This is a genomic window from Mesorhizobium sp. M0028 (genome assembly GCF_040323855.1).
GTDB lineage: Bacteria > Pseudomonadota > Alphaproteobacteria > Rhizobiales > Rhizobiaceae > Mesorhizobium.
Window position 1 is genome coordinate 135,766 of sequence record NZ_JAMYVG010000001.1, and the last position, 16,503, is coordinate 152,268.

Here is a 16,503-nt window from a genome sequence, read left to right on the forward strand (position 1 = left end):
CGGAGCTTTGTGACATGACCGCGCGGATCCTGGTCGTCGACGATATCCCAGCCAATGTCAGGCTGCTGGAGGTTCGGCTGCTCGCCGAATATTTCGAGGTTCTGACCGCCACCAACGGGCCGGATGCGATCGAGATCTGCGAGAACGGCAAGGTCGACGTCGTGCTGCTCGACGTGATGATGCCCGATATGGACGGGTTCGAGGTCTGCCGGCGGCTGAAGGGTGATCCGGCGACATCGCACATCCCGGTCGTGATGATCACCGCGCTCGACCAGGTTTCGGACCGGGTGCGCGGCCTCGAGGCCGGCGCCGACGATTTTTTGACCAAGCCGGTCAACGATCTGCAGCTGATGACGCGCGTCAAGAGCCTGGTCAGGCTGAAGTCGCTGACAGACGAGCTGCGGCTGCGCGCCTCGACGACGCGCAATATCGGCATCGAGGAGCTTTTGAGCCGCAACTTCGCGGCCGACGACGCGGTGCCGAAGGTGCTGCTGGTCGATGAGCGCAAATCCTCCTTCGAGCGCATCCAGAAGATGCTGCGCGGCAGTGCCGATCTCGACGTCGCCACCGATCCGCATGCCGGTTTCTTTCAGGCTGCCGAGTTGCCCTACGAATGCGTGATGATTTCGACGGCCTTTGCCGATTTCGACCCGCTGAGGCTCTGCTCGCAATTGCGCTCGCTCGATCGCACCCGTTTCCTGCCAATCATCCTTCTGGCGGACGAGGGCGAGGAGGGGCGCATCATCCGCGGCCTCGAACTCGGCATCAACGACTATCTGATGCGGCCGATCGACCAGCAGGAGCTGACCGCGCGGCTGCGCACGCAGGTGCGCCGCAAGCGCTACAACGACCAGCTTCGCGCCAGCGTCACCCAGACCATCGAGATGGCGGTGACCGATGCCCTGACCGGCCTGCACAACCGCCGCTATCTCGACAGCCATCTGCAGACGCTGTTCGACCGCGCCGTGGCACGGCGCCGGCCGCTGTCGGTGATGATCACCGATCTGGACCGCTTCAAGACCATCAACGATGCGCATGGCCATGACGGCGGCGATGACGTGCTGCGCGAATTCGCCCGGCGGTTGCGCAAGAATGTGCGCGGCATCGACCTTGCCTGCCGCTTCGGTGGCGAGGAGTTCGTCGTGGTGATGCCCGACACGGACGGTGCGGTAGCCGAAAAGGTCGCCGAGCGCATTCGCGCCGAAATCGCCCAACTGCCGTTTGCCGTCGGCGCAGAAGGAAAGGCCATCGAAGTCACCGTCAGTGTCGGCGTGTCGTCGGTGCTGAAAGGGGTGGACACGGTCGCGGCGCTAATGAAACGCGCCGACCTCGCGCTCTACGAGGCCAAGAGCGGCGGCCGCAATCGCGTCGTCGCCAAGGCGGCATAGCCCGGACACCAATTAGCCAGTCAACGCGACAAGGTTACGAATTTACCTTAATCCAAGCGATTTGCGAGGCTTGGTTAAGAAACTGTTGATTTTCATAAGTTGGTGCGCAAATGTGCAGCCCTTAGACGTAACCGGCACGAGGCTAGATCGCCGGTTCGACCCGAAGAATACCCCATGATGCTCAGGTCCGCCGCATCTCCTGGGTCCGTGGGGTCGGCCGGCCGGCGCTGGCACATAGTGGCCTCCTCGTACCGCTGCCAAACGCCGGCCGGCCCCCAATTTCAAAACACATCAGGACTCTGCGTCAGCATCCAGAAAATGCTGGCTTTTTGTCGTGGCAGGTAGGCCGCCTTTTGATCAGCACGCTGGGGGTACGCATGTGCCTGCAGCCGATTGACAGAGTCCTGTCTTCTATGCAGAAATTTTGGTTGGACCATTGAGCCATTTTTTGGTGACCCGTTGGCATGACCGAATTCGGCCTTTCGCCCATACAGGCAACTGCTCGCGACGACGCGGTGCTCAAGGCCCTGGCCGGCTTTGTGATGCGGGAAGCCCTCGGGCCCGGCCAGAGACTGCCGACCGAACGCATCCTTGCCGAGCGCCTCAAGGTGAGCCGCAACACCGTGCGCGAGGCGCTGACGCGCTGGGAAGGGCTCGGCCTGGTCGAGCGGCGGCAAGGCAGCGGCACTTATCTCAAGGGAGTGGTGTCGCTGGACATGCTGCACATGCCGCTGACGCTGGCCGGCGGCAATGATTTCACCAGCCTGATGCAGACGCTGGAAATCCGCCGCGCGCTGGAGGCGCAAGCAGCCGCCCTTTGCGCCGTTCGCGCCGGCCAGGCAGATCTCGTCGAGATCGGGCGCAAGCTCGACATTATGGAGCAGGCCTTCCACACGCGCGCCGGCATGTCGGCGGAGGAGGACTGGGAATTCCACCAGTCGATCTACCGCGCTTCCGGCAATCCGCTGTTCGAGCAGATCATCGCCGCCATGCACGAGCTGTTCCACCGTTTCTGGGAACATCCGCTCGGCGTGCGCGACTTCGGCCACGCCAGCTTTCCTTACCACCGCACCATCTACGAACGCATCGCCGCGCACGATCCGGAGGGAGCCCGGGCCGAGGCGCTGAAGCTGATCGCCACCGTCGAGGACGATCTGAAACGCGGTGCGGCCAAACTCAAACTCTCAGGCCAGAAATGAACGACCATCCCGCCGGTTTCGAAAACGACTATCTCGCCGAGGCTGCGACGCTTCTCGCCCATGACGAGCCTTTTCCCGGCGGTGCGGTGGTGCCGCCGATCTACCAGACTTCGCTCTTCACCTTCGCCAATTATGCCGAGATGGCCGACACATTCGCCGGCAGGCGACGCCAGCCGATCTATTCGCGCGGTGACAACCCGACGGTGATGGAGTTCGAGGCGCGTGTCGCCGCCCTCGAAGGCGCGCAAGCCGCGCGCGGCTTTTCCAGCGGCATGGCAGCGATCAGCGCCACGGTGCTTGCTTTCGTCAGTGCCGGCGAGCGAATGGTCGTCGTGCGCAACTGCTACGGCGATGCCTACCGGCTGTTCGAACGGCTGTTGCCTCGGCTCAACATCAAGGTCGACTACGTCGACGGTTCCGATCCGGACGCGGTCGCCGCAGCACTTCCCGGCGCCAAGCTGCTCTACCTGGAAAGCCCGACGTCGATGATGTTCGAGCTCCAGGACGTAACGCATCTGGCGCGGCTGGCCAAAGAGCAGGGCATCATCACCTCGATCGACAATTCCTGGGCGACGCCGGTGTTCCAGAAGCCGATTTCACACGGTGTCGACCTGGTGCTGCATTCTGCCTCGAAATATCTCGGCGGCCACAGCGACACAGTCGCCGGCGTGGTGGCCGGTTCGGCCGCCCATATCCGACACATCAACGAGCAGACCTATTCCTATCTCGGCGGCAAGCTTTCGCCTTTCGAGGCCTGGCTGTTGCTGCGCGGGCTGCGCACATTGCCGCTGCGGTTGCCGCACCACATGAAGAGCGGGCTGACCATCGCCGAGCGGCTGAAGGCGCATGGCCATGTCGAGCGGGTCAACCACCCGGCCTATTCCAACCATCCAGGCAAGGCGACGCTTGCCGGCTATGCCGGGCTGTTCTCATTCGAAGTGACGGAAGACGTCGACATCCCGGCTTTCGTCGATGCGCTGAAACTCTTTCGCATCGGCGTCAGCTGGGGCGGCCATGAGAGCCTGGTCGTTCCGGCAAAGGCCTCGCTCGAGCAGACGCCGGGCCTGAATTCGATGGCGCGCTTCGGCGTCAGCCCGCGAACCATCCGCTTCAGTGTCGGATTGGAAAGTGTCGAAGACCTGTGGGCCGACGTTGCCCAGGCCTTCGACCGAGCAAAAAGATAAAAGGAGCCGTTCAAAATGGGAGTGCTGAACATGAAAAAACTGAGCATCCTTCTTGGTGCCGTCGCGGGTCTCGCGATTTCCGCCGGCAGCGTGCTGGCCGATTCCACCATCAAGATGGTCGAGGTCATTACCAGCCCGCCGCGTACCGAATTCCTCAAGAAGCAAATCGCCGAGTTCGAGACGGCCAATCCGGGCGTCAAGGTCGAGCTCGTATCGCTGCCTTGGGGCCAGGCGTTCGAGAAGTTCCTCACCATGGTGCAGGCCGGCGACACGCCCGACATCGTCGAGATGCCGGAACGCTGGATGGGCCTCTACGCGACCAACGGCCAGCTCGAGGACCTCGGGCCATACATGGCCAAATGGGACGATGCCAAAACGCTGGGCGAGCGCGCCAAGCAGTTCGGCTCGACGGTCGACAACAAGCAGTACATGATCCCTTACGGCTATTACCTGAACGCGCTGTTCTGGAACAAGAAGCTGTTCAAGGAGGCCGGCCTGGACGGTCCGCCGTCGACGCTCGACGAATTCGTCGAGGACTCCAAGAAGATCTCGGCGATACCGGGCAAATACGGCTACTGCCTGCGCGGTGGCCCGGGCGCCTTCAACGGCATGCACATGTTCATGAACATTGCCGCTGGTAAGGGCGGCTATTTCAACGAGGACGGCACCTCGACCATCAACGAGGAAGGCTCGGTCAAGGGCCTGCAGATGCTCGCCGACATGTACAAGAATGGCCTGGCGCCGAAAGATGCGGTGAGCTGGGGTTTTAACGAGACCGTCACCGGCTTCTATAGTGGCACCTGCGCCATGCTGAACCAGGATCCCGACGCGCTGCTCGGCATCGCCGACAAGATGAGCGCCGACGACTTCGCCGTGGCGCCGATGCCGGTCGGGCCGAGCGGCAAATCCTATCCGACGCTCGGTTATGCCGGCTGGGCGATGTTCGCCAATTCCCAGCACAAGGACGATGCCTGGAAGCTGATGGCGACGCTGTTGTCGCCCAAGGACAATCTGGAATGGGCAAGGGAAGTCGGCGTCATTCCGATCCACAACGGCGCCGACCAGGACGCTCACTTCAGGACCGAGCAGTTCAAGGGCTGGTTCGAAGAACTGAACAACGGCGACAAATACGAGATGGTGACGCCGCCGACGCATCTGGAAAACCTCGGCAATTTCGTCGACCAGGTGGCGATCAAGAATTTTCAGGAAGTGCTGCTTGGCCAGAAGGCGGCCAAGGACGTGGCCGACGAATGGGCCAAGTTCCTGACCAAGGAACAGCAGGACTGGCTGGCCAAGAACAAGAAATAGCTTTTCTTCCTTCTCCCCGTTCACGGGGAGAAGGTGTCACGAAGTGACGGATGAGGGGCGGCGCCAACCCGTCGTGGCTCGTGCTGCCTCTCATCTGCCTGCCCGTCCTCCGCAGCAGCTGCGCTGCAGCTGCGGAGGGTAGACCGGCATCTTTTCACCGTAACGGGGAGAAGGGCGCTGTCCTCGACGCTGCTCAGGAGACAATCCAGCACCAATGACCTATGCCGTGTCCGAAATACGACCTGCCGGCAAGCCACGACGCAAGCGGCTGTCTCACGCCGCAATCGAACCCTGGCTCTATCTCAGCCCGGCGATCGTGCTGCTGGTCGTCGTGCTCCTGGTGCCGCTGGTCATCGGTATCGGCTACTCGTTCCGCAAGTTCTCGGCATTCAAATCCGAATATGTCGGGCTTGGGCAGTATCAGGCGATGCTGTCGGATCCCGTGCTCGGGCAGGCGCTTGTCAATACGCTGTGGTGGACGGCAGCCAGCCTGTTCTTCCAATTCTTCCTCGGCCTTGGCCTGGCGCTGCTGCTCGACACGCCGTTCCGGGGCAGAAAGATCGTGCAGGCGGTGGTCTTCCTGCCCTGGGCGGTGCCGTCCTTCCTCTCGGGCCTGACCTGGGCCTGGCTGTTCAATCCGATCATCGGGCCGCTGCCCCACTGGCTCTATGCATTGGGGCTGAAAGCCGAGCCGACCAACGTGCTCTCCGATCCCTCGACAGCCATGTGGGGGCCGATCGTCGCCAATGTCTGGTTCGGCGTTCCCTTTTTTGCCATCACGCTTTTGGCGGCGTTGAAGTCGATACCCTCGGAATTGCATGAGGCGGCGGCGATCGACGGCGCCTCGCCGTGGCAGCGCTTCACCAAGGTGACGCTGCCGTTCCTGGCGCCGACCATCGTCATCACCGTCATGCTGCGCACGATATGGATCGCCACCTTCGCCGACCTGATCTTCGTCATGACCGAAGGCGGGCCTGCCGGTTCGACCGCCACAGTGCCGGTCTATATCTATGTCAGCGCGTTCAAGTCGCTGGACAAGGGCTATGCCTCCGCGGTGGCGGTGCTGCTGCTTGCGCTGCTCATCGTCTATGCGATTGCACTGATCGGCATCCGCCGCTCGCTGGTGAGGCACGTCTGATGATTGCCGGACGCTCCGTCTCCTCGCGCGTTCTCGGCGGCATCGGCCTTTACGGCGCCATCGCCGCCTATATGGCCTTTGCGCTGTTCCCGATCTTCTGGACGTTGAAGATCTCGGTCACGCCGGAGCGGCTGCTCTATTCCGAAGGCATCACTTTCTGGCCGTCGCAAACGACGCTGCAGAACTTCGTCACCGTGCTGGAAGCAACCGATTTCCCGCGCTATTTCCTGAACAGCGTTATCGTTTCGGTGTCGACGGCAGCCTTCGTAACGGTCATTGCCACGCTGGCCGGCTACGCCATGTCGCGATTTTCCTTCCGTGGCAAGGCGACCCTGGCCATCCTGCTTCTGCTCACCCAGACCTTCCCTCTGGTGATGGTCATTCCGCCGATCTACCGCATCATGGGGCAGATCGGTCTCATCAACAGCCTGACCGGGCTCGTCATCATCTACACCGCCTTCAATACGGCCTTTGCGACCTTCCTGATGCAATCCTTCTTCGACGGCATCCCGCGGGACCTGGAAGAGGCGGCGATGATCGACGGCTGCACGCGTCTGCAGGCGATGCGCAAGGTGATCGTGCCGCTGACGCTGCCCGGCATGGGCGCGACGCTCGGCTTCGTCTTTACCGCCGCCTGGAGTGAGTTGCTGTTTGCGCTGATGCTGATTTCCAGCGACGACCAGAAGACCTTCGCGGTCGGCCTGCTCACCTATATCGGCAAATTCGCGGTCGACTGGGGGCAGATGATGGCCGCTTCCATCCTGGCGCTGATCCCGGTCTGCATGTTCTTTGCCTTCCTGCAACGCTACCTCGTCACCGGCCTTACCGCTGGTGCCGTCAAGGGATAGATCGATGGCCTCCGTCACTCTCGACAAAGTCCGCAAAGACTATGGAGCCGTGCGCGTCCTGCACGCGGTCGATCTCGAAATCGCCGACGGCGAGTTCGTCGTCCTGGTTGGGCCATCCGGCTGCGGGAAATCGACCCTGCTGCGCATGATCGCCGGGCTGGAGGAGGTCTCCGACGGCGAAATCCATATTGGCGAGCGCCTGGTCAACGACATCGCGCCAAAGGACCGCGACATTGCCATGGTATTCCAGTCCTACGCGCTCTATCCGCATATGGACGTGTCGAAGAACATGGGTTTCAGCCTGATGCTGAGGAAGGCCGGCAAGCCGGCGATCGATGCAAGGGTGGACGGTGCCGCCAAGCGGCTCGGGCTCGATGCGCTTCTGCAACGCTTGCCGCGGCAATTGTCCGGCGGCCAGCGTCAGCGCGTCGCCATGGGCCGGGCCATCGTGCGCGACCCGAAAGTCTTTCTCTTCGACGAGCCGCTTTCGAACCTCGATGCCAAGCTGCGCGTCCATATGCGTGCCGAGATCAAGGCGCTGCACCAGCAATTGAAGACCACTTCGGTCTATGTCACCCATGACCAGATCGAAGCAATGACAATGGCCGACCGTATCGTCGTCATGCATGACGGCCTCGTCCAGCAAGTCGGTGCGCCGCTCGATCTGTATGACCGACCGGTCAACATGTTCGTCGCCGGGTTCATCGGCTCGCCCGGCATGAATTTCCTGCCTGCCGTGGTTGAAAAGACCGCCAAGTCGGATGCCGTACTGGCCGACGGCCAGAAGCTGCGGCTGCCGGACGGGTTGCCGCTCAGGGATGGCGATGCGATCACCGTCGGCTTACGGCCGGAGCATATCCGGCTTGCCGACAATGGCGCGCTGAAAGGCGAGGTGGGCGTAGTGGAGCCGCTCGGCCTGTCGACTCAATTCTACACCAAGCTTGCCGGCCAGCAGGTGTGCGTCTTCGCCATGGGTCGGGCCAGTGTGAAACCGGGTGAGGCCGTGCGCCTGTCGGCCGACCCGGCGTCGCTGCATCTGTTCGATCCGGCAAGCGGTGATCGCATCGGCTAGTCCTGCATCCCCGAAACGAAAAACGCCGCCCGGAAGGCGGCGTTTCGGTACTGCGAGAGAAAACCGGATTACTTGATCTTGGTTTCCTTGAACTCGACGTGCTTCTTGGCGACCGGGTCGTATTTGCGGAACGACAGCTTGTCCGTCTTGGTGCGGCTGTTCTTGCTGGTCACGTAGAAGAAACCGGTGTCGGCGGTCGACAGAAGCTTGATCTTGATGTTTGCGGCTTTGGCCATGATGTTCGTCCGTTAATGTTCGTGAAGTTTTGGCCGCTGGAGCACGGGGAAACACCCGGACGCGGGAAACTTGCCGCGACACATAAAGAACGCGCCCGGAAAGTCAACCCTTGTCCAGGTTCAAGCGTCTTCCGTGACTGGCAGCGCCTTCTTCCAGTCTCCAGTCGTGTTCCACCAGCGGTTCGGGTTGGCGCGGTCGTCGAGACCCTTGGAGCGGCTGGCAAGCAGCGGCTGAATGCGGATCACCGGCTCCTGATAACTGTGAACCTGGTAAATCGCTTCGACGACGCGAGCGGCGAGCTTCTGGTCGTCGGGCAGTTCGAACGACACCTCGACAGTGCCCGGCCGCCTGCGCAATTCCGTCTCGGCGCCGGCGGCGGCACCTTCAAGCGGCCGGTAGCGTTCGATGCCGTCCGCTGACTGAAAGGCATTGCTGTCATATTTGCCCATTCTGAGCGGCGCGATCGCGACCACCGCCTCCATGATGCGGTCGACATCGGCGGCCGGTGCCTGAAAGGTCACCAGCAGCAGCAATTCCATCCGCAGCGATTTCGTCTCAAAGCCACTGTCGATCATCCGAGGTCTCCCTGCTTATGCACTTTGAGGGAGCATATACGCGAGCGCTCCTGACATGGTAGTGTCAGTAGTTAGTCAGCAGTGGGAGCAATGTCGGCAGCGGGCCCACTCAGAGGATTTTGCGGAGCAGCCTGGTGCCAACCAGCACGATATAGCAGGCGAAGAACAGGCCGAGCGCCCAACCGAAGCCCGACGGCCCGAAAGCATCCATGCCGATGCCGATTGCCTGCGGGCCAAGCACCATGCCGACACCGTAGCAAAGCACGAAGGCGGCGTTGGCGGAGGCCAGTTCGTGGCCGGAAAGCTGGGAACCGAGATGCGCCAGACCGATCGTGTACATGGCGGCGACCACGCCGCCCCAGACGAACAGAAGCGCTGCCATCAAGTGCCAATTCTGCGCGAAGAACGGCATAAAGACGGTGCCGACAAGCCCGACCGTGGCACAGGCCATCAGCAGATAGCGGCGGTCGCTGACGCGGTCGCTGATCATGCCGATCGGGATCTGCAACAGCACGTTGCCGAGCCCGATCATAGTGAGCAAAAGAGCTGCGTCGGCCTCGGAGTAGCCGATGCGGTTGCCGTAGACCGGGAACAGCGCAAAGCCGCCGGTCTCGACCGCACCGAACACCAGCACGGCCGCGGTCGCCGTCGGCACCAGCCAGATATAACGCAGGAAATTGCTGATTTCGCCGTCGGCGACGATCGTCGGGCTCTCGTTGCGTGCTGCCAGAACCGGTATGGCAGCGAGCGTCACCAAAGCGATGGTGACGCCGAAGGGCAGGAAGCCGCTGCTGCCGAGATGAGCGAACAGCCATGGCCCGGCGGCAAAGCCGAGAGACAGCACGGTGGCATAGATGCCGAGGACCAGTCCGCGCCGGTGTGGCGGCGCCGAGGTGCTGATCCAGAATTCTGAGAGGATGAACAGCACCGTCAGCGCGACGTGCAGCAGGACGCGCAGCGGAAACCACATCCAGAAAGCTGGCGCGAAATGGAAACCGACAAAGGCCAGCGCCCCGGCGACGATCATGGCAAGCATCGTCCAGGCGACCCCGAACCGCATGGCAAGCGGGGTGGCGAGCGGCGCGCCGGCGATCGAGGCGAGGCCGGCGACCGCGGTATTGAGACCGATCATCGACGCCGAATGACCACGCGTTTCCAGGATGACGCTGAGCAGCGGCATGCCGAGGCCGATGGCGATGCCGACGACGCTGATCGAAGAGATCGCCGCGACCATCGGCAGCCAGTGTACGCGTTCCTCGCTCTGCGGCTGGGTATCGACTGTCATGGAATGCCTGGCTGCTCTAGAGAATTTCGCGGACGAAGCGATTGCGGACAAGCCGATAGAACGGCACGGGACCGCCGGGCCTCAGCAGCGGATCCTGGGCGAGCCGCGTTTCCAGCTCCTCCAGGACCGTGCGCGTGATGTCTGGAACGTCAGCTTGACTGGCCTTGGCCAGCGGCAGCCAAACGACGTCTTCCAACTCGTTGGTCGGACCGCCACCCGGCAGTTCCACGGCGACGTCGTCGCGCCATGCGGCGAGAAAGCGCGTATCGAAGCGGCGCACCCGGTTGGGCGGCGTGATGGCGCGTGCGACGAAGCGCAGCGCTTGCAGTGATGGAATAACACTGTGTTCGACAAAGCCCTGCCAGTCGCGCTTGGCGGTCGCGAAGGTGCCTTTTTGGCCGATCAGCAGGCCGGCCTCCTCATAGGTTTCGCGGATTGCCGACAAGGCGATGGCGCGGGCGCGGGCCGGGCTGGTGCGACCGATGCCAGCGGTCAATCTCGCTTCTTCCTCGGGATGAAGTGCGGTGGCTATCGGGGTGCGGCTGTCGGCCGGATCGGTGCGGCCGCCGGGAAACACGAATTTGCCCGGCATGAAGGCATGACGGGCGTGGCGCCGGCCCATCAGCACCAGGAACTCGTCGCCCTTGCGGTCGAGCAGGATCAGCGTCGCGGCGTCGCGCGGGCGTATAGGTTTGGCGTCGAGCGCGATCCGCTCAACCTTGTCGGCCTCCGCCTTGGTCATAACGTCCATGCGCTCGACCTAGCGGAATCTTCTCCGATGCGAAAGTGGCGTCCAGCCATGCGGATTTGCGCCAGCCTCGGTTTCAAGCCTCGGGATGCGACTCGATCAGATCTTTTTCACCGCCAAAGCCGTGCATATAAAACGCCCATTGCAGTCCGATGACAGCGCCCTTGACCGGTTGCAGCAGGACGACGGCGAGAATGATGGTCAATGGCACCCAAATGGCAATGTGCTGCCAGGTCGACAGCGTCGAGGTCGCCTCGACACCCATGAAGGCGCCGAGCACGATATGGCCGACAATGACCACCACAAGATAGGCCGGCAGGTCGTCGGCGCGATGGTGGTGAAGTTCCTCGCCGCAGTGATCGCATTTGTCGACGGTCTTGACGAAGGCGCGAAACAGCTTTCCCTCGCCGCAATGCGGGCAGCGGCCGAGCATGCCGCGCTTCATTGCCGTCAATAGTGGCCGGGCGGTCCGGCCCGAGTGATGTTCGCCGCCGAAGGCCCGTTCTTCCACCTGCAGTTCTGTTGGCATTACCGTCTCCTGCCGCGCGTGCCTGGGCGCGATTGCGACGCCCGGGCGCGGCCTTTGGCCTTGTGGAACGACCGTTTGGAGCCGGGCAGCGGCTTTGGTTCGGTCAGCATCTCGAAACGCATCGCGCCGGCCATCGGCGCCACCTCGATCAGGCGAACCTCGACGCGGTCGGCAAGCTGATAGCCCTTGCCGGTGCGTTCTCCGAAAAGCGATCGGGCAGTTTCGTCGTATATATAGTAGTCGCCGCCCAGCGTTGAAACCGGAATGAAGCCATCCGCGCCGTACTGCGGCAATTGGACAAACAGTCCCGATTTGGTGACGCCCGAGATGCGGGCGTCGAAACGGTCGTCGATGCGCTCGGCGAGATAGGCGGCGATCAGCCGGTCGACCGTGTCTCTCTCGGCGGCCATCGCGCGGCGCTCGGTCGCCGAGATCAGTGCTGAGACCTCTTCCAGCCGTTCCGCCTCGTCCTGCGTCAGGCCGCCCGGACCAAGGCCGAGTGCGGCAATCAGCCCACGATGCACGATCAGGTCGGCATACCGGCGGATCGGCGAGGTGAAATGCGCGTAGCGCTTCAGGTTGAGGCCGAAATGGCCGATATTGGCAGGCGAATATTCGGCCTGGCTCTGCGAGCGCAGCACCACTTCGTTGACCAGTCCCTCATTGTCGGCGCCGCGCACGCGAGCGAGGATGCCGTTGAACTGGTTCGGCCGCATCTGCGCACCGCGCGCCAGCGACAGGCCGAGCGTCTGCAGGAATTCGCGCAGCGATTCCTGCTTGGCGAGCGAGGGCGCATCGTGGATGCGGTAGACCAGCGCCTGCCGCTTCGCCTCCAGCGTCTCGGCGGCGGCGACATTGGCCTGGATCATGAACTCTTCGATCAGCTTGTGCGCGTCGAGCCGCTCCGGCACGACGACCTTGTCGACGGTGCCGTCCTGCTTGAGCAGGATCTTGCGCTCCGGCAGATCGAGCTCGAGCGGCTGGCGCGTGTCGCGGCCGCGCTTCAGGATCGCGTAAGCGTCCCATAGCGGCCTCAGCACCGCATCGAGGATCGGGCCAGTCGTGTCGTCCGGTGCGCCGTCGATCGCCGCTTGCGCCTGCTGATACGCGAGTTTCGCCGCCGACTTCATCATGATGCGATGGAAGGAGTGCCTGAGTTTGTGGCCATCAGCCGAGAAAGTCATGCGCACCGCTATCGCCGGACGATCCTGGGCCTCGCGCAGCGAACAGAGGTCGTTCGAGATGCGCTCCGGCAGCATCGGCACGACACGATCGGGGAAATAGACCGAATTGCCGCGCTTCAGCGCTTCGCGGTCGAGCGCCGTGCCATAGCGCACATAGGCGGCGACATCGGCAATGGCGACGGTGACGATCACGCCGCCGGCGTTCGTCTCGTCGGTGTCGGGCATGGCGAACACCGCGTCGTCATGATCCTTGGCGTCGGCCGGATCGATGGTGAGCAGCGGCAGCTCGCGCCAATCCTCGCGGCCGGCAAGCGTCGCCGGCTTGACCGCCTCTGCCTCGGCGATGACGTCGGCGGGCAAAATATGCGGAATGTCGTGCGCGTGGATGGCGATCATCGAGACCGCCTTTTCGCTGGTCAAGGAGCCCAATACCGCCAGCACCTTGGCTCTCGGCAGCCCGTAACGGGAGGCCCGCGCCGGCTCGACCTCGACCAGGTCGCCATTCTTGGCGCCGTTCTGGAATTCCTTGTCGACGACCAGCTCCGGCTGGCGCCTTTCCACCGGCTCGATGCGGAACGTGCCGTCCTTCAGCACACGGAAAACGCCGAGAACCGCATCGGTGCGCTTCTCGAAGATCTTCATCACCCGGCCCGTATAGGCCGGGCCTGCCGGATCGTCGGTTGGAAAGGTCTTGGCCAAAACCCGGTCGCCGATGCCAGGCGTCGGGCCATTGCCGCCGCGCGACACGCGGATCGCTATGACCGGAGGTTCGCCATTGCCGATCGCTTCGGTCGGGTGCGCCAGCAGCACGCCGTCGGCGTCGCGGCTAAAGATGTCGAGCACCGCGACGTGGGGCAGGGCCCCGACGCGGGCAAGCCGCTTGCGCTCCTTGGTCAGCAGGCCTTCGTCCTGCAAATCGCGCAACATGTCCTTCAGCCAGATACGGTCTTCGCCGCGCAGCGCGAACGCCTTGGCGATGTCGCGTTTTCCGGCGCGGTCCGGATTTTCTGCGATGTAACGCAGTATCTCGTCACGCGAAGGCCGGTAATTGTCCCTGACCTTGGCACGGGTATCGGCGGTGCGCAGATCGCCGTGGCTTCTTCCGGAGACTTTGCGCGCCAACCCGTCCTATCCCTTTTTCCTGGCCGCCGGTTTTTTGGCCGCTGCCGCTTTCTTCACAGGCGCGGCCGCTTTGCGGAACGGCTTTCTGCCGCCATTGCCGCCCTTGGCTTCCTTTTCCGCAATCAGCGCCACCGCATCCTCGACCGTCACCGATTGCGGATCCTTGCCCTTCGGCAGCGTCGCGTTGACCTTGCCGAAATTCACATAAGGCCCGTATTTGCCGTCACGCACGACGATCTTGCCGCCGCCGGCAGGATGCTCGCCAAGCTCCTTCAGAGCAGCGGGCGTGCCCCCATTGCGGCCGCCCTTGCCTTTCAATTGCTTCTCGGCGATCACCGAGACGGCGCGATTGAGGCCGATCGAGAACACGTCCTCGATGCTGTCGAGATTGGCGTAGGTGCCGTCATGCAGCACGAACGGCCCGTAGCGCCCCAGCCCGGCCGAAATCATCTTGCCGGATTCCGGATGCTTGCCGACGTCGCGCGGCAGCGACAGCAGGGCGAGCGCCTTTTCGTGATCGATCGAATCGACAGTCCAGCCCTTGGGCAGGCTGGAGCGCTTGGCATCCTTGCCGTCGCCGCGCTGGATATAGGGGCCGAACCGGCCATTGCGCAGCGTGATCTCCTCGGCGGTATAGGGATCCTTGCCGAGCACCTTGGTGCCGTCTTCGCCGCTGCCGTTCTCGCCATTGGGATTGGCTGCGTCGCCGAGCTGGCGGGTGAAGGAGCATTCGGGATAGTTCGAGCAGCCGACGAAGGCGCCGAATTTGCCGAGCTTGAGCGACAGGTTGCCGGTGCCGCATTTCGGACATATGCGGGGGTTGGAGCCATCCTCGCGCGTGGGAAACACCAGCGGCGCCAGTTCCTCGTTCAACGCATCGAGGACGTCGGTGACGCGCAACTCCTTGATGTCGGCGACGGCGCCGGAAAAATCCTTCCAGAAATCGCGCAGCACATCCTTCCAGGCTAGCTTGCCGTCGGAGATTTCGTCGAGTTTCTCCTCGAGCGAAGCGGTGAAGTCGTACTCGACATAACGCTCGAAGAAGCTTTCGAGGAAAGCCGACAATAGCCGGCCCTTGGCCTGCGGCACCAGCTTGCGCTTGTCGATGGTGACGTAATCGCGATCCTCGAGCGTCTTCAGGATCGCCGTATAGGTCGACGGCCGGCCAATGCCCAGTTCTTCCAGCTTCTTGATCAGCGACGCCTCGGAATAGCGCGGCGGAGGCTCAGTGGTGTGCTGGGTGGCGTTGATCGCCTCGCGGGTGAGCTGCTCGCCGGCACGGATCTCGGGCAGGCGGCGGCTTTCCTCGTCTTCCGAATCTTCTTCCTTCTGCTCGATGTAAGCGGCTAGGAAGCCGTCGAAGCGAATGACCGAGCCGACAGCACGAAGCTCGGCGGTACGCGAACCGTTGATCGCCTCAATCTCGACCGTGGTGCGCTCGATCTCGGCCGGCTGCATCTGGCTGGCGATGGCGCGTTTCCAGATCATCTCGTAAAGCCGCGCCTGGTCGGCGTCGAGATACTGCCTGACGGAAGCCGGCGTGCGCATGAAATCGGTCGGACGGATCGCTTCGTGCGCCTCCTGGGCATTCTTGGCCTTGGCGGAATAGACGCGCGGCTTTTCAGGCAGGTATTTAGGGCCGAATTCCTTGGCAATCGCATCGCGTGCGGCAGAGATCGCCTCCGGCGCCATCTGCACGCCGTCGGTTCGCATATAGGTGATCAGGCCGGTGGTCTCGCCGCCGATCTCCATGCCCTCATAAAGCCGCTGCGCCACCTGCATGGTGCGGTTGGCCGAAAAGCCGAGACCCGATGAGGCTGCCTGCTGCAGCGTCGAGGTGGTGAAGGGCGGGCCGGGATTGCGCCTGGTCGGCTTGGCTTCGACCGACACTGCCTTGAAGCTGGCGCCTTCGAGCATCGCTTTGATGTCGTCGGCCTGCGCCTTGTTGGAAATGTCGAGCTTTTGCAGCTTCTTACGCTCGAAGGCGGTCAGCCGCACCTCGAAATTTTCCTTGCGCGGCGTGCCGAGGATGGCGGCGACCTGCCAGTATTCCTCGCGAATGAAGCGCTCGATCTCGGATTCGCGGTCGCAGACCAGACGCAGTGCCACCGACTGGACGCGGCCGGCCGAGCGGGCGCCGGGCAGCTTGCGCCACAGCACCGGCGACAGCGTGAAGCCGACCAGATAGTCGAGCGCGCGGCGGGCGAGATAGGCATCGACCAGCGGCGCATCGATCTGGCGCGGATTGGCCATCGCCTCCAGCACCGACGCCTTGGTGATGGCATTGAAGACGACGCGGCTGACCGGCTTGTCCTTCAACGCGCGCTTCTGTTTCAGCACTTCCAGGACATGCCAGGAGATCGCTTCGCCCTCACGGTCCGGATCGGTGGCGAGGATCAGCCCGTCGGCGTCCTTGACTGCCTTGGCGATATCGGCGAGACGCTTTCCAGACGCGGTGTCGACGGCCCAGGACATGGCAAAGTCCTCATCCGGGCGCACCGAGCCATCCTTGGCCGGTAGATCGCGGACATGGCCGAACGAGGCCAGAACCTTGTAGTTCTTGCCCAGGTACTTGTTAATTGTCTTCGCCTTGGCCGGCGATTCGACGACGACGACGTCCATACGGTCTCATATCAGTTGTGATGCGGCAGAAGAATTCCGCTGCGCGCGACGAAATCTCGTTCAA

The 16,503-nt window shown here is 62.9% G+C and carries 14 protein-coding genes; 7 read left to right on the forward strand and 7 right to left on the reverse strand.

From position 1 onward, the window contains the following. The first annotated feature begins 14 nt into the window (after nucleotides 1-14). The 7 genes from NKJ93_RS00675 (at nucleotide 15) to NKJ93_RS00705 (ending at nucleotide 8,137) form a co-directional block, all read left to right on the forward strand. A complete protein-coding gene (locus NKJ93_RS00675; protein ID WP_352586987.1) occupies nucleotides 15-1,388 on the forward strand; it encodes a PleD family two-component system response regulator in 1,374 nt (457 codons plus the stop codon). 464 nt (nucleotides 1,389-1,852) lie between these two features. After that, on the forward strand, nucleotides 1,853-2,587 hold the full coding sequence (locus NKJ93_RS00680; protein WP_352586990.1) for a FadR/GntR family transcriptional regulator: 735 nt from the start codon (nucleotides 1,853-1,855) through the stop codon (nucleotides 2,585-2,587). Beyond that, complete coding sequence (locus NKJ93_RS00685) at nucleotides 2,584-3,771, forward strand: PLP-dependent transferase (RefSeq protein WP_352586992.1); 1,188 nt, start codon at nucleotides 2,584-2,586, stop codon at nucleotides 3,769-3,771. The genes NKJ93_RS00680 and NKJ93_RS00685 overlap by 4 nt, the downstream gene beginning before the upstream one ends. 30 nt (nucleotides 3,772-3,801) lie before the next feature. Continuing rightward, complete coding sequence (locus tag NKJ93_RS00690) at nucleotides 3,802-5,079, forward strand: ABC transporter substrate-binding protein (protein ID WP_352586995.1); 1,278 nt, start codon at nucleotides 3,802-3,804, stop codon at nucleotides 5,077-5,079. 214 nt (nucleotides 5,080-5,293) lie between these two features. Beyond that, nucleotides 5,294-6,217 (forward strand): carbohydrate ABC transporter permease, encoded by a 924-nt coding sequence (locus NKJ93_RS00695; RefSeq protein ID WP_352586998.1) that lies wholly within the window; start codon nucleotides 5,294-5,296, stop codon nucleotides 6,215-6,217. Beyond that, on the forward strand, nucleotides 6,217-7,065 hold the full coding sequence (locus NKJ93_RS00700; RefSeq protein ID WP_352587001.1) for a carbohydrate ABC transporter permease: 849 nt from the start codon (nucleotides 6,217-6,219) through the stop codon (nucleotides 7,063-7,065). Before NKJ93_RS00695 ends, NKJ93_RS00700 begins: the two co-directional genes overlap by 1 nt. A 4-nt stretch (nucleotides 7,066-7,069) precedes the next feature. After that, nucleotides 7,070-8,137 carry an ABC transporter ATP-binding protein gene (locus NKJ93_RS00705; RefSeq protein WP_352587004.1) on the forward strand — a complete coding sequence of 356 codons (1,068 nt, stop codon included), beginning with the start codon at nucleotides 7,070-7,072 and terminating at the stop codon, nucleotides 8,135-8,137. A gap of 68 nt (nucleotides 8,138-8,205) precedes the next feature. Here NKJ93_RS00705 and rpmG read toward each other — a convergent pair whose 3' ends face one another. From rpmG to topA, 7 genes are all read right to left on the reverse strand, one after another. Then, nucleotides 8,206-8,373 carry a 50S ribosomal protein L33 gene (gene rpmG / locus NKJ93_RS00710; RefSeq protein ID WP_006201775.1) on the reverse strand — a complete coding sequence of 56 codons (168 nt, stop codon included), beginning with the start codon at nucleotides 8,371-8,373 and terminating at the stop codon, nucleotides 8,206-8,208. Nucleotides 8,374-8,493: 120 nt separating this feature from the next. Continuing rightward, entirely contained in the window at nucleotides 8,494-8,949 is a 456-nt protein-coding gene (locus NKJ93_RS00715) for a YqfO family protein (protein WP_023720107.1), read from the reverse strand. 109 nt (nucleotides 8,950-9,058) lie between these two features. Then, nucleotides 9,059-10,234 (reverse strand): MFS transporter, encoded by a 1,176-nt coding sequence (locus NKJ93_RS00720; RefSeq protein ID WP_352587007.1) that lies wholly within the window; start codon nucleotides 10,232-10,234, stop codon nucleotides 9,059-9,061. A 16-nt stretch (nucleotides 10,235-10,250) separates the two neighbouring features. Next, on the reverse strand, nucleotides 10,251-10,985 hold the full coding sequence (locus NKJ93_RS00725; protein ID WP_352587010.1) for an NUDIX hydrolase: 735 nt from the start codon (nucleotides 10,983-10,985) through the stop codon (nucleotides 10,251-10,253). 73 nt (nucleotides 10,986-11,058) lie between these two features. Further along, the gene (locus NKJ93_RS00730) at nucleotides 11,059-11,511 is read right to left on the reverse strand and encodes a DUF983 domain-containing protein (RefSeq protein ID WP_352587013.1); all 453 of its coding nucleotides are present in this window, start codon (nucleotides 11,509-11,511) and stop codon (nucleotides 11,059-11,061) included. Further along, nucleotides 11,511-13,817, reverse strand: a complete 2,307-nt coding sequence (rnr, locus tag NKJ93_RS00735) for a ribonuclease R (RefSeq protein WP_502899416.1) — start codon at nucleotides 13,815-13,817, stop codon at nucleotides 11,511-11,513. Before rnr ends, NKJ93_RS00730 begins: the two co-directional genes overlap by 1 nt. A 6-nt stretch (nucleotides 13,818-13,823) precedes the next feature. Continuing rightward, nucleotides 13,824-16,439, reverse strand: coding sequence for a type I DNA topoisomerase (gene topA, locus NKJ93_RS00740; protein WP_352587016.1), 2,616 nt, complete (start codon nucleotides 16,437-16,439; stop codon nucleotides 13,824-13,826). Nucleotides 16,440-16,503 lie beyond the last annotated feature (64 nt).